General features: G+C 64.7%; 25 protein-coding genes and 1 pseudogene. 19 read left to right on the top strand and 7 right to left on the bottom strand.

Annotation, left to right across the window (positions count from 1 at the left end):
- Positions 1-2 precede the first annotated feature (2 nt).
- Genes ACLGL5_RS16005 through ACLGL5_RS15995 form a run of 3 tightly spaced genes read right to left on the bottom strand, consistent with a single transcriptional unit; the run spans position 3 to position 2,707 of the window.
- The gene (locus tag ACLGL5_RS16005) at positions 3-917 is read right to left on the bottom strand and encodes a nitrilase-related carbon-nitrogen hydrolase (protein ID WP_064983434.1); all 915 of its coding nucleotides are present in this window, start codon (positions 915-917) and stop codon (positions 3-5) included.
- Positions 902-2,332, bottom strand: a complete 1,431-nt coding sequence (hydA, locus tag ACLGL5_RS16000) for a dihydropyrimidinase (protein ID WP_069091522.1) — start codon at positions 2,330-2,332, stop codon at positions 902-904. The genes ACLGL5_RS16005 and hydA overlap by 16 nt, the downstream gene beginning before the upstream one ends.
- Before the next feature lie 24 nt (positions 2,333-2,356).
- Positions 2,357-2,707, bottom strand: a complete 351-nt coding sequence (locus ACLGL5_RS15995) for a RidA family protein (RefSeq protein WP_019856633.1) — start codon at positions 2,705-2,707, stop codon at positions 2,357-2,359.
- A 304-nt stretch (positions 2,708-3,011) separates the two neighbouring features.
- Here ACLGL5_RS15995 and ACLGL5_RS15990 point away from each other — a divergent pair, with 304 nt between their 5' ends.
- From ACLGL5_RS15990 to ACLGL5_RS15965, 6 genes are read left to right on the top strand one after another with little or no spacing between them, the layout of a single operon-like run.
- A complete protein-coding gene (locus tag ACLGL5_RS15990) occupies positions 3,012-4,265 on the top strand; it encodes an MFS transporter (protein WP_038645014.1) in 1,254 nt (417 codons plus the stop codon).
- Between the two features lie 10 nt (positions 4,266-4,275).
- Positions 4,276-5,025, top strand: coding sequence for an SDR family NAD(P)-dependent oxidoreductase (locus tag ACLGL5_RS15985; protein ID WP_069091521.1), 750 nt, complete (start codon positions 4,276-4,278; stop codon positions 5,023-5,025).
- Positions 5,026-5,055: 30 nt separating this feature from the next.
- Positions 5,056-6,081, top strand: coding sequence for an NAD-dependent epimerase/dehydratase family protein (locus ACLGL5_RS15980; RefSeq protein ID WP_020628787.1), 1,026 nt, complete (start codon positions 5,056-5,058; stop codon positions 6,079-6,081).
- A 12-nt stretch (positions 6,082-6,093) separates the two neighbouring features.
- On the top strand, positions 6,094-7,029 hold the full coding sequence (locus tag ACLGL5_RS15975; protein ID WP_069091520.1) for a polysaccharide deacetylase family protein: 936 nt from the start codon (positions 6,094-6,096) through the stop codon (positions 7,027-7,029).
- Positions 7,004-8,386, top strand: a complete 1,383-nt coding sequence (locus ACLGL5_RS15970; RefSeq protein WP_245307097.1) for a dihydroorotase — start codon at positions 7,004-7,006, stop codon at positions 8,384-8,386. Before ACLGL5_RS15975 ends, ACLGL5_RS15970 begins: the two co-directional genes overlap by 26 nt.
- A 5-nt stretch (positions 8,387-8,391) precedes the next feature.
- Positions 8,392-9,165 (top strand): SDR family NAD(P)-dependent oxidoreductase, encoded by a 774-nt coding sequence (locus tag ACLGL5_RS15965; RefSeq protein ID WP_069091519.1) that lies wholly within the window; start codon positions 8,392-8,394, stop codon positions 9,163-9,165.
- Between the two features lie 276 nt (positions 9,166-9,441).
- On the opposite strand, the gene ACLGL5_RS15960 is transcribed toward ACLGL5_RS15965, so the two are convergent.
- Positions 9,442-10,470: an aldo/keto reductase gene (locus ACLGL5_RS15960; RefSeq protein ID WP_069091518.1), complete on the bottom strand. Its 1,029-nt coding sequence runs from the start codon at positions 10,468-10,470 to the stop codon at positions 9,442-9,444.
- A gap of 182 nt (positions 10,471-10,652) precedes the next feature.
- Between ACLGL5_RS15960 and ACLGL5_RS15955 the strand changes: the two genes are divergently transcribed.
- From ACLGL5_RS15955 to kdgD, 4 genes are all read left to right on the top strand, one after another.
- Positions 10,653-11,744, top strand: coding sequence for a sugar ABC transporter substrate-binding protein (locus tag ACLGL5_RS15955; protein WP_069091517.1), 1,092 nt, complete (start codon positions 10,653-10,655; stop codon positions 11,742-11,744).
- A 141-nt stretch (positions 11,745-11,885) separates the two neighbouring features.
- Complete coding sequence (locus ACLGL5_RS15950; protein ID WP_051112817.1) at positions 11,886-12,953, top strand: ABC transporter permease; 1,068 nt, start codon at positions 11,886-11,888, stop codon at positions 12,951-12,953.
- The gene (locus tag ACLGL5_RS15945) at positions 12,950-13,777 is read left to right on the top strand and encodes an ATP-binding cassette domain-containing protein (RefSeq protein ID WP_019856623.1); all 828 of its coding nucleotides are present in this window, start codon (positions 12,950-12,952) and stop codon (positions 13,775-13,777) included. Before ACLGL5_RS15950 ends, ACLGL5_RS15945 begins: the two co-directional genes overlap by 4 nt.
- A 74-nt stretch (positions 13,778-13,851) precedes the next feature.
- Complete coding sequence (gene kdgD, locus ACLGL5_RS15940) at positions 13,852-14,784, top strand: 5-dehydro-4-deoxyglucarate dehydratase (protein ID WP_069091516.1); 933 nt, start codon at positions 13,852-13,854, stop codon at positions 14,782-14,784.
- 48 nt (positions 14,785-14,832) lie between these two features.
- Here kdgD and ACLGL5_RS15935 read toward each other — a convergent pair whose 3' ends face one another.
- Positions 14,833-15,564 carry a FadR/GntR family transcriptional regulator gene (locus ACLGL5_RS15935; RefSeq protein ID WP_069091515.1) on the bottom strand — a complete coding sequence of 244 codons (732 nt, stop codon included), beginning with the start codon at positions 15,562-15,564 and terminating at the stop codon, positions 14,833-14,835.
- 155 nt (positions 15,565-15,719) lie between these two features.
- On the opposite strand from ACLGL5_RS15935, the gene ACLGL5_RS15930 reads away from it, so the two are divergent.
- Positions 15,720-16,544: an NAD-dependent epimerase/dehydratase family protein gene (locus ACLGL5_RS15930; protein WP_245307096.1), complete on the top strand. Its 825-nt coding sequence runs from the start codon at positions 15,720-15,722 to the stop codon at positions 16,542-16,544.
- Here the strand turns inward: ACLGL5_RS15930 and ACLGL5_RS15925 are convergent.
- Positions 16,541-18,145, bottom strand: coding sequence for a GMC family oxidoreductase (locus ACLGL5_RS15925; protein WP_064983448.1), 1,605 nt, complete (start codon positions 18,143-18,145; stop codon positions 16,541-16,543). The two genes, ACLGL5_RS15930 and ACLGL5_RS15925, sit on opposite strands and share 4 nt — an antisense overlap.
- Before the next feature lie 214 nt (positions 18,146-18,359).
- Here ACLGL5_RS15925 and ACLGL5_RS15920 point away from each other — a divergent pair, with 214 nt between their 5' ends.
- The 4 genes from ACLGL5_RS15920 to ACLGL5_RS15905 all read left to right on the top strand — a co-directional run bounded on the left by ACLGL5_RS15920 (position 18,360) and on the right by ACLGL5_RS15905 (position 23,019).
- Positions 18,360-19,436, top strand: coding sequence for a sugar ABC transporter substrate-binding protein (locus ACLGL5_RS15920; RefSeq protein WP_069091514.1), 1,077 nt, complete (start codon positions 18,360-18,362; stop codon positions 19,434-19,436).
- Between the two features lie 121 nt (positions 19,437-19,557).
- Positions 19,558-20,541 carry an ABC transporter permease gene (locus tag ACLGL5_RS15915; RefSeq protein ID WP_019856617.1) on the top strand — a complete coding sequence of 328 codons (984 nt, stop codon included), beginning with the start codon at positions 19,558-19,560 and terminating at the stop codon, positions 20,539-20,541.
- A gap of 5 nt (positions 20,542-20,546) precedes the next feature.
- Entirely contained in the window at positions 20,547-22,049 is a 1,503-nt protein-coding gene (locus ACLGL5_RS15910) for a sugar ABC transporter ATP-binding protein (protein ID WP_069093337.1), read from the top strand.
- 4 nt (positions 22,050-22,053) lie between these two features.
- Positions 22,054-23,019, top strand: a complete 966-nt coding sequence (locus ACLGL5_RS15905; RefSeq protein WP_019856615.1) for an ABC transporter permease — start codon at positions 22,054-22,056, stop codon at positions 23,017-23,019.
- 83 nt (positions 23,020-23,102) lie between these two features.
- On the opposite strand, the gene gloA is transcribed toward ACLGL5_RS15905, so the two are convergent.
- On the bottom strand, positions 23,103-23,513 hold the full coding sequence (gene gloA, locus ACLGL5_RS15900; RefSeq protein ID WP_019856614.1) for a lactoylglutathione lyase: 411 nt from the start codon (positions 23,511-23,513) through the stop codon (positions 23,103-23,105).
- Between the two features lie 161 nt (positions 23,514-23,674).
- Here gloA and ACLGL5_RS15895 point away from each other — a divergent pair, with 161 nt between their 5' ends.
- The 4 genes and pseudogenes from ACLGL5_RS15895 (at position 23,675) to ACLGL5_RS15880 (ending at position 26,414) form a co-directional block, all read left to right on the top strand.
- Positions 23,675-25,117, top strand: coding sequence for an FAD-binding oxidoreductase (locus tag ACLGL5_RS15895; RefSeq protein WP_069091513.1), 1,443 nt, complete (start codon positions 23,675-23,677; stop codon positions 25,115-25,117).
- A gap of 3 nt (positions 25,118-25,120) precedes the next feature.
- The gene (locus ACLGL5_RS15890) at positions 25,121-25,924 is read left to right on the top strand and encodes a FadR/GntR family transcriptional regulator (protein WP_494372934.1); all 804 of its coding nucleotides are present in this window, start codon (positions 25,121-25,123) and stop codon (positions 25,922-25,924) included.
- 74 nt (positions 25,925-25,998) lie between these two features.
- Positions 25,999-26,133 (top strand): annotated as a pseudogene (locus ACLGL5_RS15885) (SOS response-associated peptidase); the annotation flags it as partial.
- A 101-nt stretch (positions 26,134-26,234) separates the two neighbouring features.
- Positions 26,235-26,414: a hypothetical protein gene (locus tag ACLGL5_RS15880; protein WP_019856610.1), complete on the top strand. Its 180-nt coding sequence runs from the start codon at positions 26,235-26,237 to the stop codon at positions 26,412-26,414.
- Positions 26,415-26,421 lie beyond the last annotated feature (7 nt).

Below are 26,421 nucleotides of genomic sequence, written 5' to 3'. Positions count from 1 at the left end.
TCTCAGACCGGTTCCGAAATGCGCCGGTACTGGTCGGGGCGGCGATAGAGCGCGAAGTTGAAATTCACCTTCCGGCAGGTCTCGATCAGATCGAGATCGGCGCGATGGACGATTATCTCGTCGTCGAGCGACATCGCCTGCGCGGCGATCTCTCCGGTCGGCGCGATGATGCAGGATCCGCCGATCAGTGCCTGGCCGTCTTCGAGGCCAGCCTTGGCGGCCGCCGCCACCCACAGCGTGTTCTGGTAGGCGCCGGCCTGCATCGGCAGATGGTTGTGGAACATTCTCAGATGCGCCAGTCCCGGCGCTTCGTCGAGAAGCAGCGGCGTGTTGTAGCCGAGCAGCACGACCTCGGCGCCATTCAGGCACAGCATGCGGTAAGTCTCCGGCCAACGGCGGTCGTTGCAGATCGCCATGCCGACACGGACGCCGCGATAGTCGAAGACGGGAAAGCCGAGATTGCCGGGTTCGAAGTAGCGGCGTTCGAGATGCGTGGTGGTGCCTTGCTCCGGCTCGCTCGACCCCGGCACATGCATCTTGCGGTAGCGCCCGATGAAGCGCCCGTCCGGGCCGACAAGGTCCATCGTGTTGAAATGGCGCGTGTGGCCGTCTTCCCTGGCGATCTCGCAATAGCCGACCGCGAAGCCGACCTTGAGGCGCGCGGCGGCATCGTAGAGGCGCTGCGTTTCGGGGCCTGGCATCGACTGTTCGAAGAAGGCGTCGATCTCCGCCTGGTCGTCAATGCGCCAGCGCGGAAAAAAGGTGGTCAGCGCCATCTCGGGAAATACAGCAATCTCCGCACCTGCGACGGCGGCCTGTTCCAGCAGAAGGACAAGGCGATCGACTGTTTCGGCACGCGAGGCGCTGCGCTGTATGGGTCCGGTCTGGGCAACCGCAATAGTCAGGCATCGAGCCATGGCGTCGTCTCCTCGACTGGTTTTCGCGAAAGAGCCGGATCGGCGGCGGTGCGCGCTACGAATTGTCCGAACCCCGGCCGCACCTGGAGCTTGCCGTCCACGACCACCGGCACGCCGCGCACCAGCACGGTGGTCGGCTTGCCGGTTACGCTCCTGCCCTCGTAGGGCGTGAAGTCGACGCGCGAATGCAGCGCCTGATGCCCGAGCGTCCAGGTCGCGGTCGGATCCCACAGCGCCAGATCGGCATCGAGGCCGACCGCTATCCGCCCCTTGGCATGGGCCAGACCATAGATCGCGGCGGCATTGCGGGAGGTGAGATCGAGATAGCGGTCCAGCGTCAGCCGGCCGGTGAGCAGCCCTTCCGAGAAGAGCAACGGCAGACGAGTCTCGATGCCGGGAATGCCGCTCAGCGTGGTGGTGAAGGCGGGCGTCTGCGATCTCGCGATCTTGTCGGCGAAGAAATAGGGCGAATGGTCGGAGGACCAGAGATCGATGCCGCCATCGATCAGCGCCTGCCACAGATGCCGATGGCTGCGCGGCGAACGCGGCGGCGGCGAAAAGACAAAACGCGCCGCATCGATGGCCGGGCGGTCGAGGTCGGCTGCGCCGATGAACAGATATTGCGGGCAGGTCTCGGCGATAGCGCCGACGCCGCGCGTCCTCGCTCGCGCCACCTCCTCGGCCGACTGCCAGGACGAGACGTGGACGATGGTCATGCGCGCGCCTGTCATCTCGGCGAAGGCCAGCGCACGATGCGTGGCCTCGCGCTCCATCGTCTCGCTGTGGGCAACGGCATGGTAGCGGATATCGGTGCGGCCGAGATCGATCAGCCGCTGGCGTGTGCGCCTTATCGCGGCATCGTTCTCGGCATGGACCATGACGATCCAGCCAAGCCTGTGGGCAGTATCGAGCACCCTGAAGAACAGGTCGTCGTCGACGGCAAAACCCTGATAGGTCATGAACAGCTTGACCGAGGCGATGCCGCGACCGGCAAGTTGCGAAAGCTGTTGCTCTACATCCGGGCCGGTGCCCATGGTCACCACGGCGTGCAGCCCGTAGTCGATCACCGCGCGGCCTGTGGCGCGATCGAGCGCTCGATCAATGGCGCCGATAGTGCTCATCTCCGGACCCGGCATTCCGAACGGGACGATGCATGTCGTGCCGCCGAAAGCCGCCGAGATGGTGCCGGACTCGAAATCGTCCGCATTGCCGGCCCCGCCCCAGACCGGCTGGTCGAGATGGCAATGGGCATCGATGCCGCCGGGCATGACCCAACGACCGCCAGCGCCGATCACGGATTTACCGGCCAGGCTGGTGCCAATAGCGGCGATGCGGCCGTCGTCGACGGCGATCTCGCATTCGGCCCACCCGTCGTCGAGCGCAACGCGTCCGCCTTTGATCACCAGCTCATGCATTCGGTTTTCCCACCCCAAACGGCGTCAGCCGACCGCCGCCGTGACCATGATCTCGACGCGATACTGGTCGCCGGCAAGCCGCGCCTCCACCGTCGCGCGCACCGGCATGGCGCTGCGATCGATCCAGGCATCCCATGCAGCATTCATCATCTCGAAGTCGGCGATGTCGCGCAGCCAGATCTGGGCGCTGAGAAGTTTCGACTTGTCGCTGCCGGCCTTGGCCAGAAGGGTATCGATCTTGCCGAGGATCTGCCTGGTCTGTGCGGTGGTGTCGCCGGAAAGGTCGTCCGCCGTCAGGCCGGCGACATAGACGGTACCGTTATAGCGCAGCACCCGGCAGAAGCGTTGGCCATTCTCAAGGCGTTCAATCGTCATCTCCTGGTCTCCTCTCGATCTTCGGCAGGCGACCTATCGTAGGGAGCGTGCAAAAGGACTGTAAAGGCTGTCGCACGGCACAACCCTGTTTTCCGCAACTGGGATGGCCAAAAAAAATGACGCCATAGCCGTGTCAATCTTCGCTTGTGGCATGCATGGCGAGGTGTAGCTTCCCTCAGGGAGAGCAGCCGCCGGCCAGCGTGACTGCCAAGGGGAGCCGTCGCAATGCGTAAAAGTCCGGCGTCGGTCAGTGATCCTGCTTGCGATCTCCGGCGCCCGTCCTAGCCGGCCGACGGCTGCATTCATGGGATCGATCGCTCAATCCGCGATGCGCTTGTGGCGGAATGCCGAGCGCTCCCGCGCCACGCTGCCGATCATGGCAAGCGTCTGCCTCGCCTGTATCGGCAGCGCCATGCTGACGACCGCTGTCTCGTTCCACCTCGGCAAACCCGGCGTCGACCCCGACATCGTGCAGATCGTGCTGACCGCCTATCCGGTCGGCTTCCTGATCGGATGCCTGATGACGCGTCCATTGGTCGCCCGCTACGGCCATGAGCGGACCTTCCTGCTGATCCTGACGACAGCGCTGCTGTCGGCTCTGGGCTTCGTCTTCACCGACTTCATGCCGGGCTGGTTCTGCTTCCGGCTGCTCGGCGGCATGTCGATGGCGTCGATGTTTGTCGTCTGCGAGAGCTGGATCAATCTCTATGCCGAACAGCACAATCGCGGCGCGATGTTCTCGATCTACATGCTGACGACGGCGATTGCCGTGCTGCTCGGCCAGATCCTGGTCGCGCTGGTCGGTCCACAATCTCCGCATCTGTTTCTGGTCGCGACCGCGACGGTCCTTCTGGCCTTCACGCCCAACTTCGCGGGGCTGCGCTGGCCGACGCTGCCTCCTGTGCCGGCCGAGCCGGCGCCCGCGCCCGGGGCGAAGACGGACAGGCGGCTCGGACCGCTGGCGCTTTTCAGGCTGGCGCCGGTGACGGTCGTCGCCATTTTCCAGGCTGGCATCACCAACATGAACATCTTCGTGCTGACGCCTCTCTACGGCACGCAGATCGGACTGTCGGCGGCGGCCACGGTTTGGCTGGTGACCACGATAAGCATCGCCGGCATGCTGGCGCAGACCCCGGTCGGCTGGCTGTCGGACCGGTTCGACCGCCGCCTGATGCTGCTGGCGCAAGGGCTGGTGTCGGTGACGGCCTGCGCCGCGATCGCATGGGTCGGCACCCTGTCGGTGCCGCTGCTTTTCGTGCTGTTCTTCCTCTATGGCGCCACGGCGCTGACGATCTATCCGGTGGCGATGGCCTTCGGCGCGTCTCAGCTTCATAGCCGGCACATGGTCGCCGCCTCCGGCACGCTGCTTCTGCTCTACTCGATCGGCAATGTGGCAACGCCGGGTGTCGCCGCGGGGTTGATGGCGCATCTTGGGCCTCCCGCCATGTTCCTGCTGCTCGGCGGCGGCGCTGCCCTGGTCACGCTCGCGGCCTGCTACAATCTTCTGCGCCGGCCGGTCACGGCACCGGTCATGCAAAGCGCCGAGGAACGGGTTTGAGGTCGCCGCGATGAACCGACTGCAAGGCAGCGTTGTCCTGATTGCGGGCGCCGCAAGCGGCATTGGCGCCGCCATTGCCCGACGCTGTGTTTCGGAAGGCGCCAGCGTCGTCTGTGCCGACCATGATCTTCTGCTGGCGACACAGCTTGCCGGTATACTTGGTCCTTCGGCTGCCGCCTGCCAATGTGACGTGACCGACATCGGTTCCGCCCGGGACGCCGTCGAATTCGCGAGACAAAAATTCGGCCGGCTCGACGGGTTGGTGCACAACGCTGCCGCGCCGTCGACGAACGCCACCGTCGTCGATCTCGACGAACAGTCCTGGCGCCGCGAGCTCGACGTCAGCCTGACCGGCGCGTTCCTGATAAGCAAGTACGCGGTGCCGTTGATCGCCGCGGGTGGTGGCGGGTCGGTGGTGTTCATCGGATCGCAGTTCGGACGGGTCGCGACGACCAGGGCCGTCGCCTATTGCGCCGCCAAGGCGGGGCTGATCCATCTTGCCAAGGCGATGGCGGTCGACCATGCGCCGGATAAGGTGCGCGTCAACAGCCTGTCGCCGGGCGCGGTGGCGACGACGCGCCTGTTGCGCAGATTTCCGGACTTCGAGGCGGCCAATGCAGGTCTCGGACCCGCGCATCTGCTCGGCCGCATCGCGGAGCCGGATGAGATCGCCGCGGCGGCTGCCTTCCTTTTGTCATCGGATGCATCCTTCGTCACCGGATCCGACATGCTCGTGGACGGCGGCTATGCGACGCGCTGACCCTCATCGTTCAACCACCAAGGAGTTCGCATGACGCTACTCGTCACTGGAGGCACCGGCTTTGTCATGAGCGTGGTCGCGCGCGCCTGGCTCGACCGCGATCCGCAAGCCCGGGCCGTGATCCTCGACCGGTCCGGCCTCGACACGGCGGCCGAAAAGCATTTCGCCCCGGTACGCGACCGGCTCACGGTGATCGCTGCCGATGTGCTCGACCCGAAGGCCTGGTCCGCGACACTCGACAAGCATGGCATCACGGCAATCGTGCATGGCGCGACGATCACGCCGATCTCGCGCGGCAGCGCCTCCGAGGCAAAACGCCAGCCAGAGGCGGAAGACCCTGCCCGCATCGTCGACGTCAATCTGATGGGCACCGTGCGGGTGCTGGACTGGGCGCGCACGAGGCCGGAGGTAAAGCGCTTCGTCTATGTCAGTTCCGGCTCCGTCTACCGTCACAATGGACCCGACTGGGGCGGCGAGCCGCTGCCGGAAGACGGCTATGTCGCGCCGCTGACGCTCTACGGCATCTCGAAATTCGCCTCCGAGATGGTGACCAACCGCTATGCCGACCTGTTCGGCCTGTCGGCTGTCTCGGTGCGGCTTGCTTCGGTCTACGGCCCGATGGACCGCGCGACCGAGAGCCGCAACTTTCGCCATGTTCCCAACCGCGTCGCGCATATGGCTCTGGCCGGCGAGACGATCAGGCCGAACAGCCTGGAGCCTGTCGGCGACTATGTCGCCTCGACCGACGTTGCCGACGCGATCCTCGCGCTGATCGATGCGCCGCGCCTCAACTACCGCCACTACAACATCGGCTCCGGCTCGAGCCAGACCATCGGCGAGATCATCGGCTGGGCAAGGGAACGCGTGCCCGGACTGAAGGCCGAAGTGACATCGGGAGAAAACGCCAACATCGTCCAGGATGTGAGACTGAAAGGCGGCATGTGGGGCGCGTATGACATCGCCCGCATCCTACGCGACACCACATGGCGGCCGCGCCCCGGCAAGGAAGCCTTCCACGCCTACATGGACTGGATAGAAGCCAACGAAACGAGCTGAGAGGAACTTGCCATGACGCCGAGCGCTGCCTCGCAACCGACCCAGCCGAGGGATTTCGTCGGCTATGGTCCGCGCCCGCCCTTCATGACCTGGCCCGGCGGCGTCAAGCTCGCCATCAACCTCGTGCTCAATTACGAGGAAGGCTCGGAGTACTCCTGGCTGGAGGACGGCCGAAACGACAATTGGGGCGAATACAATCTCACCTCCAGCCCGCCGGTGCGCGACCTCGGCACCGAGACGCATTTCGAATATGGCAGCCGCGCCGGTGTCTGGCGGCTGGCACGGCTCTTCGATCGCTACGACATCCCGATCACCATCTCCGCTTGCGCGGTAGCGCTGGACCGGAACCCGCCCTTCGTCGAATGGATGAAGACGCGGCGGCACGATCTGCTCGGCCACGGCCTGCGCTGGATCGACTACACGACCATGGAGCGCAGCGAGGAAAAGCGCCACCTGCATGAAGCGATCGCGCTTTACCAGAAGCTGCTGGGCAGGCGCCCCCTCGGCTGGAACTGCCGCTCGCTGCCCAGCATCAACACGCGCGATTTGCTCGTCGAGGAAGGCGGCTTCCTCTACCACTCCGATCCCTGCAACGACGACCTGCCCTATTTCCTCGATCATCGGGGGACCGAGATCCTGGTCGTGCCCTATTCCAAGACGCTCAACGACAGCCGCTATCTGGTGGCGCCCGGCTACAGCAATCCGCGCGACTTCGCCGAGGATTGCCGCTCGGCGATCGATTACATGCTCGACGAGGCGGACGAAACCGGCGGCCGCATGCTGACGATCGGCATCCACGCGCGCTGGATGGGCCAGCCCAACCGGGCGTCCGGGCTGCGCGAGGTGATCGAGCATGTGAAGCAGAACCCGGCCGCTGCCTTTATGCGGCGCGAAGACATTGCCCGGTTCTGGCTGGACAATCATGCCGGCTTCGAGCGGCGCGTCTGACAAGAGCAACGAGAATGGCGACATGTTCGAAACGCTGATCCGGGGAGCCACCATCGTCAACGCCGAAGGGTTCGAGCGGCGCGACGTGGGCATCACCGACGGCCGCATCGTGGCAATGATCGCGCCCGGCGAGACGGCTTCGGCCAGGACCGTTGTCGATGCGGCCGGTGCCTATCTGCTACCCGGCCTGGTCGACGCGCATGCGCATCTGCGCGAGCCCGGACTGACGCACAAGGAGGACTTTTCCTCCGGCACGCATGCCGCGGCCCTTGGCGGTGTGACGACGGTGCTCGACATGCCGACCGACGAGCCGTGGACGGCCACGGCCGAACAGCTTGCCGACAAGATGGCGATGACCGATGGCCGCATCCATGTCGATGTCGGCTTCCAGGCCGTGGTCAGCAGCGACCTGTCGCACGTCTCAGGCCTGCTCGATCTCGCGCCGGTCTCATTCGAACTGTTCACAGCCGATGTGCCCGATGACTTCCTGTTCGCGACGCTCGACGCCGTGGCCGAAGCGTTGAGAGCTTTCGTCGGCAGCGACACTTTGATCGGCATCTCGCCGGGCGATCAATCGATCCTGACCGGCAGCACACTGCGTGACCGCTCCGGCACCATCGCCGCCTTTCAGGCCAGCCGGCCGCCGCTGGCGGAGGCAAGCGGCATCGCCCGCGCGCTTGCCGCCGCCGCCTCGGCCGAGACCAGAATTCACGTCCGCCAGGTCAATTCCGAACTCGGCGTCGAGGCGTGGAGCCGGCTGCGCGGCATGGCCGACGCCAGCGTCGAAACCACGCCGCAGAACCTGTTCTTCACGGCGCAGGACTACGAAACACAAGGGGCCAATCTGAAGGCCTCTCCGCCCCTGCGTTCGCCGCATGATGTCGACGCGCTGCGCGCGGCGCTGAGCGCCGGCCTGATCGACATCATCGCCACCGACCACGCGCCGCATGCACCGGCCGAAAAGGCCGCGCGCTATGCTGCTTTCGCCGACATTCCGGGCGGCATGCCTGGGCTGCAGACGCTGCTTCCAACCGTGCTGAGGTTGGTCGAGGAAGGGCTGATAGCGCTGCCGGATGTGGTACGCATGTGTGCCAACAATCCAGCCGAGCGCTTCGGCCTCGGCCGGCGCAAGGGACGGATCGCCACCGGCTACGATGCCGATATCCTCATCCTCGATCCCCGCCAGTCGAGCACGATCGCCAATGCCGATCAGGTGTCGCGAGCGGGCTATACGCCATTCGACGGCTGGACCGTCCAGGCACGGCTGGCAAGCGTCTTCCTGCGCGGTCGTGAGATCGTGCGCGAGGGAAAACTGATTGGCCCGAGCGTTGGAAATATTGTCACCCGGGAAAGCTGAGGACCATGCCCCTGCTCACAGACAAGACCGCCATCGTCACCGGAGGCAGTTCCGGCATCGGCCGCGCGATCGCGCTGAAATTCGCGGCCGAGGGCGCGAACGTCGTCATCGCCGACACGGTCGAGCAGCCGATCGAGGGCGGTGAGAGCACCGTGGAGTTGATCCGCTCGGCCGGCGGAGCTGCCGTTTACATCCGGACCGACATCTCCGACTGGAGCGCCGTCGATGGGCTGGTCGGTGCGACGGTCACGCAGTTCGGACGGCTCGACGTGATGGTCAACAACGCCGCGATCTACACCAGCACCAATCTGATCGACACCACGCCGGAACAATGGCAGCGCGTCATCGGCGTCAACCTGACCGGATTCTTCTACTGCTCGAAACGGGCGGTGATACAGATGCTCGCCCAGGCGCCGGTCAACGACGTGCGCGGCCGTATCATCAACATCTCCTCGCAGCATGGCATGGTGGCCTGCCCGGGCGACTTCCCCTATTCGGTGAGCAAGGGCGGCATCGTGCAGATGACACGGCAGATCGCTGTTGACCACGCCGACGACCTGATCGTCTGCAATGCCATCGCACCCGGCAAGATCATCACCGGCAAGCCAGGCGTTGCCAACGACCCTGGCGCGCTCGACTATTCACACCGCCGCACGCCTTGGCCGCGGCTCGGGCATCCGAATGACGTGGCAGGTGCCGCACTGTTCCTTGCCAGCGACATGGCAAGCTACGTCACCGGCATCAACCTGATGGTCGACGGCGGCTGGATGGCGGGCTGACCGAGGAGAACCACATCCGCCCGTGCCATAAGACGCGTTCGCTGTGCTTTCCCCAGGACTGGTTCCACAGTGCCGTCCGCTCGCCGAGGCTTGTGCATCGCTCGCTATTCCCCGCGACAGAAACGTTGGATGCGGTTTATCGAGATGCCTCCTCGCGGCCTCGCTTCAGTGCCACTTCTCCGCTACCAGAGCAAAACAAAAGACTTAGAGCAGTTCGCCTTTTCCGTGAGACGGTGAGCTGATCCAGCGTCCATTCTTCAGGTCATCGGCGGGCGCTCAAGAGGTCGGTGCAGCGGCCGCAACCAATCCGGCTTGCTTGAGATCAGCCCATAGCTCCGACGGAATATCCTCGCGCAGATAGGCCAGATTCTGCCTCAATTCCTCGGCAGAGCGGGCGCCCGGGATGACACTCGACACCAGGGGATGGCCGAGCGGGAACTGCAGCGCCGCCGCCGGCAGCGAAACCTTGTGGCTGGCGCACACCGCCTCGATGCGGCGGACGCGTTCGAGCACCGGCTCGGGAGCCGGCCTGGTGTTGAAGGTCGCGCCCTTGACCGCGCCCGTCGCCAGGATGCCGGAATTGTAGGGGCCGCCGATAATGATCCTCGTGCCGCGCTGTTCACAGAGCGGCAGCAGGTTCGCCAGTGGCTCCTGTTCGAGCAACGTGTAGCGGCCGGCGAGCAGGAAATAATCGAAGGCGCCGGCAACGACGAAATCGGACAGCATCTGCCATTGGTTGATGCCGACGCCGACCGCCTTGATGACGCCTTGCGAGCGCAGTTCGTCGAGCGCTGGATAGGCGCCGTCCATGGCTTCCCGGAAGCGGCTCCGGGCATAGGGATCCTCGCCGGGGCCGAAATGAATGGCCTCGTCGGGATCGTGGATCGAAACCATGTCGACATAGTCGGTGTCCAGCCGCTTCAGCGTGCCCTCGAGCGAACGCATCACCGCATCGCGCGAATAGTCGAACTCGGCGCGGAAGGAGCCGGGCTGGTCCCACAGCGCCGGCTTCAATTCTTCGGGCGGGATCGGCACGAGGTCGTAGCCGATCTTCGACGAGATGACGATGTCCGCGCGGGGCAGCGACTTGATGGCAAGGCCCAGACGCGTCTCGCTGACGCCAAAGCCATAGACAGGTGCGGTGTCGAAATAGCGGATGCCATTGTCATAGGCCGCCTGCACAGTCTTCACCGCCGCATCGGTGTCGACGGCGCGGTACATGTTGCCGAGCCCCGTGCCACCGAGCCCGATCGTCGTCACCTTCAGGCCGCCCTTGCTAACAGCCCTGAATTCGATTTCAGCCATTTTCTCTTCCTGTAATCCCTGATCGTCCATTTGTGCCGCCCAGAAGGCCGCCTTCGCGCCATAGGCCGCAGAGGGCCGTCCTGAACTCGGCGGCGAAAAAGCATTGACACAAAAGTTGTCATATAACAATGTAACCAGATGACAAATGTGGCGATGCCTACAAAGCGACAAGGGAGGAACGCATGGACGACGAGACGAAAAATCTGATGGAGATGGTGAATGCCGGCATCAGCCGGCGCAGTGCCTTCGCACTGGCCGGGAAGCTCGGCCTCGGTGCCGCAGGCCTCGCCAGCGGACTGGCAGGTGCAGGTCTGGCCGGCGGCATCAGTGCCGCACGAGCAGCCGATTCATCGCCCGGCCTGCCGAAGAAGCCCTACAAATTCCACTTCGTCTGCCACGTGACGCTCGACCAGTTCTTCACGCCAACGGTCTACGGCATCCAGGATGCCTGCGCGGCTTTCGGCTGCAGCTATCAGTGGACAGGTTCGCAGAAGAACGTCGTCTCCGAAATGGTCAGCGCCATGCAGACGGCGATCGCGCAGAAATCGGACGGCATCGCGGTGTGCCTGGTCGATCCGACGGCCTTCGACGCCGCCACCGACATGGCCGCGCAGGCGGGTATCCCGGTTGTCGCCTTCAACGCCGACGTGCCGGTCGGCAGCCCCAACAAGCGGCTCTCCTATGTCGGCCAGCCGCTCTATCAGTCCGGCTACAACTCGGCGCTGAAGTGGCTGAAGCTGATTCCCAAGGGCGGCCATGTCATGCTGTCGATCGGCGTGCCCGGCTCGCTGAACACGCAGCCGCGTCTCGACGGCTACATCCAGGCGATCAAGGACAGTAACAGCGGCGTCACCTACGATGTCGTCAACACCGGTCCGGATCCGGCAACCGAAATCTCGCGCGTCGAGAGCTATTATCTCAGCCACAAAAACGTCAACGGCCTGTTCGGCACCGGCGGTTCCGACACCTATGCCTGCGGTTTCGTGTCCAACAAATACGGCCTGGTGAAGGGAGGCGGCGCGGTGGCCGGCTTCGACCTGTTCCCGCAGACGCTGGACTTCATCAAGGCCGGCGACGTCAACTTCACCACCGACCAGCAGGCCTATCTGCAGGGCTTCCTGCCGGTGCAGCAGATGTACCTCTACAAGCTCTCCGGCGGTCTCGTCGGCCCGGCCAACAGCGACACCAGCCAGGCCTATGTGACGAAGGACAATGTCGACGCCTATGTCGGCAAATCGCGCTTCGAGGGCCGCAGCGACGTCGAGCCGACCTGACACGGTCAACCCTGTGAAACGCCTGCCCTCGCCGCATCATTTCGCATGATGTGGCGGGGCGGCGCCGGCTGCCGACCTGGCTGCTTTCGCCTCATCGCAAATCCTCTTCTTCGCCCAAAGTTCGAAATCAGGAAGACAAGAGTGCCGCCCACAGAAACCAAGCCCGCGAAGAAGACCGGTGTCAAGGTCCCGCACACGATGACGGAAAGGCTGCTGATCCTGCTTTCGCGCTATCGCGAGGCCAGCATCGCCGTCGTCGCCATCGTGCTGGTCATCTATTTCCAGTTCGGCAGCGATGGCGGCTTCCTGTCGCCGCAATTCATGAGCGTGGTGCTGCGCGACACCGGCCGGCTCGGCCTGATCGCCGCGGCGGAAGTCATGCTGATGATCACCGGCGAGATCGACCTGTCGCTCAGCGCCATCTTCTCGATCGCCCCCTATGTCATGGCTCTGCTGTCGGTCACCTATGGCGTGCCGCTGGCCGTCGGCGCGCTGATCGGCGTGCTGATCGGCATATTGGTCGGCGCCATCAACGGGATCATCACCGTGCGCTTCAAGGTGCCGTCGCTGATCACCACCGTCGGCATGCTGTTCTTCCTGCAAGGCATCGTCGTCTCAATCTACAACAGCCAGCCGATCGTGGCGCCGGTCGAGCAACCCTTCAACGCCATCTTCGGACAGAGCCTCTACCAGCCATCGGATGCGCTCTTGTCCTGGCATGGCATCACCGCCTTCACGCCCTTCCTGTGGGCGGCGGTGCTGGTGCTGGTGCTGGCGCTGGTTCTGAACCGCACCACCTTCGGTCTGCACACCATCGCGACGGGCTCCAACATCATCGGCGCGCGTGAGATCGGCGTGCGCACCGACCGCATGAAGATCTACAATTTCATGATCGCCGGCGGCTTCGCCGCCTTCGCCGGCATCATCAACACCGCGCAGTTCACCTCGGCTGATCCGCAGGCCGGCAGCCCGTTCCTCACCTTGCAGGCGATCGCCGCGGCGGTCATCGGCGGCACCTCGCTGCTGGGCGGCTCCGGCACGGTCATCGGTGCGCTGATCGGCGCCTTTGTCGTCGCCTCGCTCAACAACGGCCTGGTGATGATCGGCGCGCAGGCCACCGTATCCGACATCTATCTCGGCGCCGCCATCATCGCCGCCATGATCCTCTCAATCCAGGTCGACCGCCTGCGCACACGGAGGCGCGTATGAACACGCAAGATATTCCGCCCCTCAGCAAGGATTCGCCCGTCGTGCTGGAGATGTCCAACATCTCCAAGAGTTTCGGCGCGGTCACCGCCCTCGTCGACGTCTCGATAAAATTGCGCCAGGGTGAAGTCCTGGCGCTGGTCGGCGATAATGGCGCCGGTAAATCGACGCTGATCAAGATCCTGTCCGGCTTCCACCAGCCCGATACCGGCACGATCGTCTCGCAAGGTAAGGAGGTGCGTTTCGCCTCGCCGCGCGATGCGCGCGCCCAAGGCATCGAAACCGTCTATCAGGACCTGGCTCTGATCGGCGACCTCAGCGTCTTTCACAATATGTTTCTGGGCCGCGAGTACCACAAGCGCTTCCTTGGCCTGAACCTGCTGGACAACAGGAAGATGCGCGAACAGGCGCAGCTCTATCTCGATACGCTCGGCATCTCGATCCCCAGCGTCAACAGCACAGTCGATCTCCTGTCGGGCGGGCAGCGCCAGTGCATCGCGGTCGCCCGCTCGATCTATTCGTCACCGAAGATCCTGGTGCTTGACGAACCGCTGGCGGCACTGGGCGTGCGCGAGAGCGCGCATGTGCTGGGCCTGATCCAGAATTTGCGCCAGCAGCGCCAGGTCTCGGTGATCCTGATCGTCCATAACTACAACCAGATCTTCGAAGTCTGCGACCGCATCAACTTCCTGCATTCGGGCGAGGTCGCGCTGGACGCGTCCACCGCCGACACCAGCGAGGAGGAGCTGATCCGCATCGTCAAATCGGGCCTCGGCCGCAAGGCGATCGACGCCGCCGCGGCTGAAGTGCGGCCGGGCCTCGTATGAACCTGCCTCGCGGCTGAACCAATCCCCGCCGGCACGACCACCATCGGCCCGGCCCCTCGCACGGAGTATTCGTTTTGACGTTCTCACCCACCGAACTGACCAGATCCCTTGGCCGCGGGCTGCTGTCCTTTCCGCTGACCTTCTTCGATGATGACGGCGGCTTCAACGAAGGCGGCTACCGCGCCCATGTCGCCAGCCAAGGCGCTGCCGGCGCCAGCGGGCTGTTCGCCGCCGGCGGCACGGGCGAATTCTTTTCGCTGACGCTCGAGGAATACAAGCGCGTCGTGCGGGCGGCGTCTGACGAGGTGCCTGATCATTTGCCGCTGCTGGCCGGCGTCGGCTACGGCACGCATATGGCGGTCGAGTTCGCCAAGGCCGCCGAGGCCAATGGCGCCGACGGGTTGCTGGTGCTGCCCCCCTATCTGGTCAAGTCGGAGCAGGAGGGCCTGCGCCGGCACCTGACCGCCATCTGCCGCTCGGTCGGCATCGGCGTGATCGCCTATAACAGGGACAATGCCATTCTGACACCCGAGACGCTCGAGCGTGTGGCTCAGGATTGCCCTAATTTGATCGGCTTCAAGGACGGCGTCGGCGACATCGAGTTACTCACCGCCACGCGCTACCGAATGGGCGACCGGCTGGTCTTTATCGGCGGCATGCCGACGGCCGAGGTCCATGCGAGTGCGGCGGCCGCCATCGGCACGACGACCTATTCGTCGGCCATCTACAATTTCGCGCCCGCGATTGCGCTGCGCTTCTTCAATGCGCTGCGCGCCGGCCACAAGACGGAAGTCGACGACCTCATCCGCTCGTTCTTCCTGCCCTACCTCGCCATCCGCAACCGACGCGCCGGCTATGCCGTGTCGATCGTCAAGGCCGGTGCGCGCATCGCCGGCATCGATTGCGGCCCGGTCAGGTCGCCGCTTCTCGACCTGACTGATGATGAGGAGCGGCAGCTCGCTGATCTCATGCAGTCCTGCGAGATGCCGGTCGCGGAGCTGGCGTAGGACGGGATGATTTGCTGGAGTGGATCGAAGACCCGAGTTGACGGCGCGCTACGATCGGGCCGAACCGTCGACCATGCGGCGATAGCGTTCCCGGCCAGCCTCCAGATGCTCGCGCAAGGTGAAGCGGGCGGCTTCGACATTCTGCCGCTCGATGGCCTGATAGATGCGGCGGTGCTCCATCTGGACCTGTTCCAGATAGTGCCGCCGCTGCTCCGGCGTTTCGTCGCGCGGACGCATCAGCTGGCGTGGAATGACGACGGGGCCGAGAAAATGCATGAAGCGTTCGAAATAGGGATTGCCGGTGGCCGAGGCGATCGCCCGATGGAAGGCAAAATCCGGCTCGATGGCGCTCTCTCCCGCCGCGATCGAGGCATCGATGGCGTCGAGGCAGTCGCGCATGCGGGCAAGGTCGTCGTCGCTGCGTTTCTCGGCGGCGATTCCGGCGGCTTCCTGTTCCACCGCCAGCCGGAGCTGCAGCACGTTCTCGACTTCGGTCAGCGAGTGCAGCTCGTCGGAGACGATGCGAAACGTGGTGTTGGCCTGATGGTCGGCGACGAACACGCCAGAACCCTGGCGGCTGACGACGAGCCCTTCCGATCGAAGAGAAGCCATGGCTTCTCGGATCACCGTGCGGCTGACACCGAATTGCGCGATCAGTTCCTGCTCGGTCGGCAGTTTCTCGCCGCTCGTCATATGGCCGGCACGTATTTCGCGCGCAAACCAGTCGGCAACCTGCGCCGTGCGGCTGATCTGCGGGGGAAGGCCAAAGGAACGTTTCATCGCCACCAAGCAATAAACGAACCGCCGTCCTTGGCAACCGATTATTTATACGGTGATATGATGACATTTGCGGAATGCTCGCCACGACCAGTCTTCATTCGCCTTGCCATATCAGCGCGAACATGTCCGCGGTCTCAGCGAAAGGACTGGATGTGATGCTGACCGACAAACCGGTCCTGTTGACCGGAGCCTCCGGCACGATCGGGCGCCTGCTCTCAGTCCGGCTGGCGGCGCTGGGCTGGACCTTGCGGCTCACCGATGTCGTGCCGTTACCGATCCCGCTGCCGCCAAACGCAAGCTTCACCATCGCCGATCTCGAGGATCAGCAGGCGGTGAACGATCTGGCGGAGGGTTGCGGCCTGATCCTGCATTTCGGCGGCATCTCCACCGAGCAATCCTTCGAGACCGTGCTTGGCCCCAATTTTCGCGGCAGCTTCCACATCTACGAGGCGGCACGCAGCCAGAAGGCGCGCGTGGTCTTCCCGTCTTCGGTCCATGCGGTCGGCCTCTACGAGCGGACGCAGATCCTCGATCAGGACTGCCTGCTCAGGCCCGACGGCTATTACGGCCTGTCGAAGGCCTATGGCGAGATGCTGGCGCGGCTCTACTTCGACAAGCATGCGGTGGAAAGCGTGCTGATCCGCATCGGCTCGGTGCTGCCCGAGGTGCCGGACGAACGCATCCTGTCGACCTGGATTTCGCATGACGATTTCGTACGGCTGATCGAGCGTTGCGCAGCGGCGGAGCGGGTCGATTGCTCCGTCATCTGGGGCCAGTCCAATAACAGCCGCGGTTTCTGGCGGCATGATGCCAGGGACAAGATCGGCTGGACCCCGCTCGACAGTTCAGACGACCAGGCCGAACGCGTGCGCGGCAAGGTGACGGACAATCCCGTGGTCGAGCGCTACCAGGGTGGCAAGTTCATCGTGGCGGACTACAGCCGCACCGACTTTCCGCCGCGTGAGATGTTTGACGACTAGGCCGTCGCCGCAGGCAGAGGGCCGCGCCCGGCGATTAGATCCGCCGCCTTCTCGGCAATCATGATGACCGCGGCGTTGGTGTTGGACGACACAATGCTTGGCATCACCGAGCTGTCGCAGACACGCAGGCCTTGCAACCCGCGCACACGAAGCTCGGGATCGACGACGCTCCCGGCATCGCCGCCCATCCGGCACGAGCCGACCGGATGATAGGCGCTGCGCCCATGTTCGCGGGCGAAGGCTTCGAGTGCGGCGCGTCCCTGCATGGCCGCGCCTGGAAGATGCTCGCGGCTGATGTATTTTGAAAAAGCCGGCTGCGACAGGATCTCGCGGCTGATCTCGATGCCGTCGATGGCGCGCTCGAGATCGTAGCGCTCGGCGAAGGGGTTGGGGTCGATGACCGGCGCATTGCGCAGGTCCGCCGAGCGCAGCGTGACGCTACCGCGCGAGCGGGGGCGCACATGGTAGGAATTCAGTGTGCAGCCATTGCCGCCGGGAACCGAGCCGATGCCTTCCTCGACGCCGGCGCCGGGCAGGAAATGGAACTGGATGTCGGGCGTTTTCTGCGCGCGGTCGCCCCACCAGAAACCGCCGGCTTCGACGATGTTGGAGGCCACCGGCCCCTTGCCGAACAGCGCATATTCGAGGCCCGCGACGGCCTGCCAACGCTTCTTCTTGTAGCGATCGATGCCATGCGGTCCGTTGAGCTCGGCGACGACGTCGACATCCATGTGATCGTGCAGGTTCTGGCCAACGCCGGCGAGATCGCGGACCACCTTGATACCGTGCGCGCCGAGATGCGCGGCCGGGCCGATGCCGGACAGCATCAGCAGTTTCGGCGAGCCGATGGCGCCGGCGGTGACGATCACCTCACGCTCGGCGCGCAAGAGTTCGGTGCGGTCCTTGACGATGACCTCGACGCCGATGGCGCGGCCGTTCTCGACGACGATGCGGCTGACCGTGGCGTCGGTGCGCAGCGTCAAATTCCGACGGCCAAGTGCGGGCTTGAGATAGGCGACGGCGGTGCTTGAGCGTTTCCCCTGACGCGTCGTCGTCTGATAGAAGCCGGTGCCTGCCTGCTCGCCAGCATTGAAATCGGCCCTGAACGGAAGACCCGCCTGCTGCGCCGCCTTGACGAACACCCGGGTCAGCGGATGCGGGGCGCCGCTGGAAACGCCGAGCGGGCCATCGATGCCGTGCTCACGACCCGCGAAGGTGTCGTTGCCCTCGGAGCGGATGAAGTAGGGCAGCACCTCGGCGTAGCTCCATCCCGTACAGTCATCATCAGCCGCCCAGCCGTCGTAATCCTGCGGGCAACCGCGCGTGAACACCTGGGCATTGATCGAGGAGCCGCCCCCCAGCACGCGCGCCTGCGGATAGACCATGGTGCGGCCGTCGATCGCCTTGCCGGGGGCGGTATCATAGCCCCAGATCAGCGGCCCCGACGTCATCTTGAAGAAGCCGACCGGCAGATGGATGTAGCGATCGGTGTCAGGCGGGCCGGCTTCGAGCAAGGTGACGGAAACGTCCGGATCCTCGCTCAGCCTGGCGGCCAGAATGCAGCCGGCCGAGCCGCCGCCGACGATGATGTAGTCAGACATTCTCACTCCCTTGGCAGCGCGAAATCATCGCCCTGCTCTGCTCTGCGCAACGATCTCAAGTCGCTTGTGCCGCGTCAAGAGAAAGGGTATGGTTATCGTGTTGAAGGGTTGTCGTACAAGTAGAGGAGCTTGGCAATCCATCGATCGGAGGCCCGGCCGCGCTCCCCGCGCATGCCGCCGGGCGGGAAACAGATTTCAATCGGGAGGTTTGAATATGAAGGACAGGACAGATTTTACGCTTTCGGTCAGCCGCCGGACGCTGATGATTGGCGCCACCGCCGGCGTGGCGGCGCTCGCCATGCCGAGGGTCTTACGCGCCCAGGAAAAGCCGACGCTGGTGACGTCGATCCGCTCGCTCTCAAACCCCTATCACGCAGTGTGGAAGACCGGGGCCGAGGCCTACGCCAAATGGGCCGGGCTCGAACATGTCACGCTGGTCTCGGAAGGCAACAGCGAGAAAGGCATCGCCGACATCAAGGCGATGCTGGCAAAGACTGGCGGCAACATGGTGCTCAATTCCGATCCCAACGACACGCCGGATGCGCGCCCTATCGTCGAAGCCTGCGCCAAGGCCGGCGCCTATGTCGTGACGCAGTGGAACAAGCCGGCGGATCTGCATCCGAAGGACTTCAACCCGAACTATGTCTCGCACATCGAGTTCGACGGCATCGCAAGCGGCAAGACCATTGCCGAGATCCTGTTCAAGACCATTGGCGGCAAGGGCGGCATCGTCGCGCTCGGCGGCCTGATCTCGACCACGGCGGCGATCGAACGCAAGAAGGGCCTCGACGCGGCGCTGGCCGCCAATCCTGACATCAAGCTGCTCGACTTCCAGGTCGCCAACTGGAAATCGACCGAGGCCTTCGACCTGATGGGCAACCTGCTCACCCGCTTCGGCGACGACATCAAGGGCATCTGGGCCGCCAATGACGACATGGGCTCCGGCGCGCTCGAAGCGCTGCGCGCCGAAAACCTCGCTGGCAAGGTGCCGATCGTCGGCGTCGACGGCATCAAGACGGCGGTTGATGCGGTGCGCACCGGCGAATTCGCCTGCACCGTCACCTCCGATCCGTTCTGGCAAGGCGGCATGGGTCTCGCCATCGGCTACAACGCAAAGATCGGCAAGTTCGATCCGACCAAGGAACCGCCGGAACACCGTGAATTCTACGGCAAGGCGGTGCTGATCTCGCACGACAATGTCGAGGAATATTACAAGACCAATGTCGACGCCAAACCGGAGATCGACTGGAACGATCTGTGGGGCCGGGTGACCGGAGCCATCCGCACCTGACCGCCGGGCGGGCCGCTGCTCCCTGGCGGCCCGCTCCCCTTTTCAGCAGACGGGAAGCGGTTTCTTGACAATCCATACAGAACCCCTGAAGTCCGTTTCGGACATCGAGCGGACAACGCTTATGACATTGATCCCCGGCCGTATCGCCGCTGTGTTCGGTGGCAGGCGCTGGCGCAGCCTGGCGCCGCTGGCGGTACTGATCGTGCTCTGCGTACTGATCGCCATCGCCAATCCCAACTTCATCGAGCTGCGCAATCTGGTGCGGCTTGCCAACTCGGCCGCCGTGCCGCTGACGCTGGCGATGGGGCTGACCTTCATCATCCTGATGGGCAGCATCGACCTCTCGGTCGAGGGCACCCTGTCGGTGTCGGCCATGGTTGTGGTGCTGCTCGCCGCCAATGACGCGAACGGCAACGATTATGGCTGGTGGGCGGTGCTCGCCGCCGTGGTCGCCGGCACCGCAATGGGTTTCGTCAGCGGGCTCATCCAGACCATGCTGCGCATCCCCTCCTTCATGGCGACGCTCGGTATGTGGTTCATCGGCCTTGGCCTGTCGGTCTATATGCTGGGCGGCTCGGCGATCCGGCTCAACGACGCCTCGATCCGCGACCTGGCGTTGCACCGTTTCCTTGGCTTGCCAGTGGCGGTCTGGGTCGCGTTCGGGGCTTTCCTGCTCGCCGCAATCATCCAGTATCACACCAAGCTCGGCCGCCACATATTGGCGATCGGCGGTGACGAGGATGTGGCCAAGCTCTCCGGAGTGAACGTGACCCGCGTGCGCATCACCGCCTTTGCGCTCGCCGGTTTCTTCTTCGGGGTATCAGGCGTACTTGCCGCCGCGCAGCTTGGCCAATCGCATGCGGTCATCGGCGACGGCAGGCTGTTTGCTGCGGTCACAGCCGTCGTCGTCGGCGGTACGGCGCTGACCGGCGGCGAAGGCGGCGTCGTCAACACGCTGATCGGCGTCTTGATCGTCACCGTGCTTGCCAACGGCATGATCCTGCTCGGCATCTCGCCCTATATCCAGCAGACGGTGCAGGGGCTGATGATCATCGCCGCGGTAGCGCTGTCGCTCGACCGTGTGCGCCTCAGGATCGTCAAGTGAGCGCCATGCTGAACGCGTCCGGCATCATCAAGAACTTTCCCGGCGTCCAGGCGCTGCGCGATGTCTCGATCGAAGTGCGGCCCAACGAAGTGGTCGGCCTGATCGGCGAGAACGGCGCCGGCAAATCGACGCTGATGCGCGTGCTGGCCGGCAGCTACCGGCCTGACGGCGGCAGCCTGACGCTGGACGGCGAACAGCTTCGCATGCGCAGCCCACGCGACGCGGCCAGGCATGGCATCGGCATGGTGTTCCAGGAACAGTCGCTGGTGCTCAATCTGACGGTCGCCGAAAACATCTATCTCGGCGAGGAAGACCGCTTCACTCGCTTCGGCCTCGTCAACTGGCGCGCCATGAACGCGGCGGCGCGCCGCCAGTTGGCCAAGATCGGCATCGACATCGATGTCACGGCGCGCACCTCCGAACTCACCTTCGCGGCGCGCCAGATGGTCGAGCTGGCCAAGGCGCTAACCTTGGAGGAAGTGGTCGAACGGCAGTTGCTCATCCTGCTCGACGAACCGACCTCGGTGCTCAACGCCGCCGATATCGAGGTGCTGTTCGCGCGCGTGCGTTCGCTCAAATCGCGCGCCAGCTTCGTCTTCGTCTCGCACCGTCTTGACGAGGTGCTGGCGATTTCCGACCGCGTCTACACGATGAAGGACGGCGCGGTCGTTGCCAAACACCGCGCGGCCGAGGTCACGGCGCCGGAGCTGCACGAGATCATGGTCGGGCGCGGCCTGCAGGCGGAATATTACCGCGAGGCCCGCCAGCTTGCGCCGCGCGACACGGTCATGGTCGAGGCCAAGGGATTGGGCGCCAACGGCGCCTATCACGGCGTCGACCTCAATATCAGGGCCGGCGAAATCGTCGGCATTGCCGGCGTCGTCGGCTCCGGCCGCGAGGAGGTCACGCGCACCATAGGCGGCTTCCTGCAGCATGATGCCGGCGAGATGAAGATCGCCGGCGACATGGTGCGCTTCGCCTCACCGGAACCGGCGGTGCGCAAGGGTATCGGCTATGTGCCGCGCGAGCGCAGGCTCGAAGGGCTGGTGATGTTCTTGTCGATCGCGGAAAACATCTCGCTCGCCGATCTCTCCAGCGTCATGCGCCATGGCGCCATCGACTATGGCAAGGAGCGCCGGCTGGCCGCCGACTGGATCAAACGGCTGCGCATCAAGGCGCCCGGCCCCGATGCAGCCTGCCGCAAGCTCAGCGGCGGCAACCAGCAGAAGGTGGTGCTGGCGCGCTGGATGACGGCCGGCTCGCGCATCCTGGTGCTCGACCACCCGACGCGCGGCCTCGATGTCGGCGCCAAGGAGGAAGTCTACGAACTGGTGCGCGATCTCTCCGCGCAAGGCGTGGCGATCCTTTTGATCTCCGACACGCTGGAAGAGACGATCGGCCTGTCGCACCAGGTGCTGGTGATGCGCGACGGCGAGATCACCGCGCGCTTCGACGCCAGCCCGGGCAAGAAGCCGAACCAGGTCGATTTGCTGCGAGCAATGGTGTGAGCCGATGAACGAAACGTCCATCCGACAGATGTTCGAAGGCAAATGGACGCAAGGCGCCATTCCGCTGGTCCTGCTTGTCGCGCTTCTGCTGATCATCGAGATCGCCGCGCCCGGCTTCCTGACCGGCGAGACCGTGTCGCTGCTGTTTGCCAACACCGCCGTACTGTTCATCCTGGCGACCGGCGTCACCTTCGCCATCCTGCTCGGCGGCATCGACCTGTCGATCCAGGCCGTGGCCTCGCTGGCCAGCGTCATCCTGGCGCAATTGCTGCCCTCGCTCGGCCTTGCCGCCTTCCCGGTGGCGATCCTGTCGGGCCTTGCCTTCGGCACGCTGAGCGGCATCGTCCATGTCAAGCTGCGCGTCCCGTCCTTCGTGGCGACGCTCGCCACCGGCGGCGTGGTGACCGGCCTTGCGCTCTGGGTCTCCAACGGCCGCGCCATCACCATTGAGGAAAGTGGCCGAGAAAACACCGCCTGGATCAACGCCGCGGTTGCCGGCGTGCCCGTGGTGGTGCTGATTTCGGCGGTCATCGGCATCGCCGCCTTTCTGGCGCTCCGCTACACGCGTTTTGGCCGCCAGGCGATCGCGGTCGGCGCCGGCGAGCCGGCCGCATGGGCGGCAGGCATCAATGTCGACCGCACCAAGATCATCGCTTTCGCCGCTTCCGGCATGCTGGCCGCTGTCGCCGGCGTGGTGCTGGCAGCACGGCTGTCGAGCGGCTCGCCGGTGCTTGCCAACCAGCTTTTGCTGCCGGCCATCGCCGCCGTCATCGTCGGCGGCACCGCGATCACCGGCGGGCTGGGCGGTGTTGCCCGCACGGCAGTCGGCGCGCTGATCATCTCGATCGTGCGCATCGGCATGACCTTTGTCGGCGTCAACATCTTCCTGGAAAACATGGTGTTCGGCGCGGTGCTCATCGCCGCCGTCGCCATCACCATCGACCGCAGCAAGATCGCGGTCATCAAGTGACAGATCGATCCGCACCGCCTCCCAAGCCAGCGCGGACAGGACGGGGTCGCATCACAAGCCCGATGCGACCCCGCTTGCTCGGGTCACATCGTGTCGAGGCCGATCAACTCGATCTTGTAGCCGTCAGGGTCTTCGACGAAGGCGATGTGCGTGGTGCCGTGCTGCATCGGCCCGGGCTTGCGCGGGATCTTGGCGCCGCGCTTTTCGAGCTCGGCGCAGACGGCGTAGATGTCGTTGACGCCGAGCGCCAGGTGGCCGAAGCCGGTGCCGATCTCATAGGGCTCTTCCCTGCCCCAGTTCAAAGTCAGCTCGACGACGGCCTCCTTGTCTTCCGGCCCATAGCCGACAAAGGCGTTGGTGAACTTGCCGCCGGGATAGTCGTCACGGCGCAGCAAGGTCATGCCGAGAACCTCAGTGTAGAAGGCGATCGACTTGTCGAGGTCGAGCACCCTGATCATGGTGTGCATATAGCGAAAGCCCGGGGCGTCGCTCATTGGGAAAGTCCTCCGAATTCAGGGATTTGCTGGTCTGACCATCCACATCAAACAGCTGGTTGGAACATGACCTCGCTTGATGTTCTAAATCAGGGTTGTATGATAACACGACAAGAACGGTGGTTGTCCAGTCGTTTTCCCCAGGGGTGCAGAGTCAATTCATGAATGCCGTGCCGCCCTCCTCCGCATCGCTGATCGCAGCCCTTGCCGGCGTGCTGCCTGATGGCGGGCTGCTGACGGCGGACGAGGACCTGGCGCGCTACAGCCGCGACTGGTCCGGCGACCATTTCGGCCGGCCGCTGGCGGTGGCGCGGCCGTCCACGGTCGAGGAGATGTCGGCGCTGATGCGGTTCTGCCATGCCGAGCGCATTGCGGTCGTGCCGCAAGGCGGCCTGACCGGCCTCGTCGGTGCCGCAGTAGCTGCCGATGGCGGTGAGATCGTCATCTCATTGGAGCGCATGAACCGGATCCGCTCGATCAGCCCGATCGACTTCGCCATGGTGGTCGAGGCCGGCTGCATCCTCGAGGACGCCAAGCGCGCGGCGGAAGAGAACGACTGCCTGCTGCCGATCACCTTCGGCGCGCAGGGCAGCTGCCGCATCGGCGGCAACGTCGCCACCAATGCCGGCGGCTTCAACGTGCTGCGCTACGGCATGACGCGGGACCTTGTGCTCGGGCTCGAAGTGGTGCTGGCCGACGGCCGCATCTGGAACGGGCTGAAGGTGCTGCGCAAGGACAATCGCGGCTACGACCTCAAGCAGATCTTCATCGGCTCGGAAGGCACGCTCGGCATCGTCACCGCGGCCGCGCTGAAGCTGTTTCCCAAGCCGACGCAGATCGAGACCGCACTGGTCGGCCTGCGCTCCGTCGAGGACGCGATGGCGCTCTATGCCCGCGCCCGGCGCGATTGCAGCGACCTTCTTACCGCCTTCGAGCTGATCCTGCGCGGCGGCATCGAGATCACCATGCGCGAGGGCAAGGATTTTGCCGACCCGCTCGACAAGCCCTACCCGGCCTATGTGCTGATCGAGGTTTCCTCCGGCGGGCTGATCGACCTGTCCGCCATGCTGCTGGGGTTCCTCGGCGGCGCCGCCGATATCGTCGAGGACGGCCTCGTCGCATCGACGCGGGCGCAAGGCGAGCGCCTGTGGCTCTACCGCGAGATCATGGTCGAGCGGCAGGGCCGCGGCGGCCGCTATCTGCGCACCGACGTTTCGGTCCCGATCTCGAAGCTCGCCGATTTCGTCACCGACGCGCTCTTCGAATTGCAGCGGGCGCGCCCGGACGCGCTGGCCGTCACCTACGGCCATGTCGGCGACGGCAACATCCATCTCAATGTGGTGCCACCGGAAGGCATGGGCGCGGACGCGATCGAGCATCTGTTCGAGGAGGCGGAAGCCGAGATCTTCGCCGTCGTCGACCGCTATGGCGGCTCGATCAGCGCCGAGCACGGCATCGGCCGGGTCAAGCAGAAGGCGTTCCTCGAACGCATCGACCCGGTGACGCTGGACCTCGCCGCGGGCATCAAGGACGCGTTCGATCCCAGCCATATCCTGAGCAATGGCCGCATTCTGGCGTCCACATCCGCCGTCGACTATAGGTGAGCGATGACGCTGAAACTCGACAAGGTCAATCGTGGTCCACACCTCTCCACTCTGGTGGCGAGTTCCATCTCGCGCGAGATCGCGCAGGGGCGCTTGAAGCCGGGCGACCAGTTGCCGACTGAGCAAGCCTTGGCGACCACCTTCGGGGTGAGCCGCAACGTAGTGCGCGAGGCGATCGCGCGGCTGCGCTCGGAGGGCCGCATCTGGTCGCAGCAGGGACGCGGCGCCTTCGTGGTGGAGAGCACCAACCCGACGGTGCTGACCATCGACTATGAGGCGCTGCAGCGCGCCAATTCCTTCCGCAACCTGTTCGAGCTGCGCGGCATCCTCGAAGTGCAGGCGGCGGCCCTTGCCGCCGAGCGGCGCTCGGAGGCCGATCTCGCCGCGATGGGCGCCGCACTCGCCGGCATGCGCGCCGCCCCCTATGGCAGCGTCGCCTGGCTGCGCAGCGACCTCGAATTCCACCGCACCGTCGCCGAAGCGACGCGCAACAGCTATATGGGCCAGTTCCTGGTCTTCGTTTCCGAGCGCGTGCGCGAGAGCATCCTCGCCGCCGGCAACCAGCAGAAATCCGACGATATGGCCCGCATCACGCTCGGCGAACACGAGCGCATCCTGTCCGCCATCCGTGCCGGCGACGCCGAAGGCGCGCAAGCGGCCATGCGCGACCATCTGGCAGGCGCGGCGCTGCGGGTGGGATTGCATGATGGGGAGGCGGCGGAGCCGGTAGCGCCGGCGCAGGAGGTGCCGTCTCCGGTGCGGCATTCACGATTGAGGAAGGCTGTGCGCGGGCGGGCTGGGGGATAGCGGTTCGTCCTAGGCGCTATTTCGTCCGAATTTTTCGGCTAGTCGCCGGTTCGCTCTCACGGCAGAGTGTGGCCATGTGCAACCTCTATAACATCACCACATCTCAAGAGGCCATCCGCCAATGGACCCGGACTCTGCGGGACATCCTGGGCAACCTTGAGCCGTCCATCGACATCTATCCCAACCAGCCCGGCCCGGTGGTGCGCCATGAGCAAAATAGGAATGAGAGTTCCTCGCCAAGTCAATTCGCCCTTAACATCTATGTTCCCTTTTTGTTCACTGTGGCCATGCAGCGTTTGGAGTACTAGCCATGGACCGCATCGTGACACTGAACAGTCGCCAGGAGGCCGCTCTCCAGGCTCACGCCGAGGATTTCATCGCCGTCCACAAGGGCGATGTGATGAAGGCGCTCAAGGAAATGATCGTGCTCAACGGGCATCTTCAGGAACGGCTTGATGCACTCACCACCCCTCGCCGCGCGACACGCTAGGAGGGAC

The organism is Mesorhizobium sp. U510 (assembly GCF_059180695.1).
This window is presented reverse-complemented; position numbering and strand designations above follow the sequence as displayed.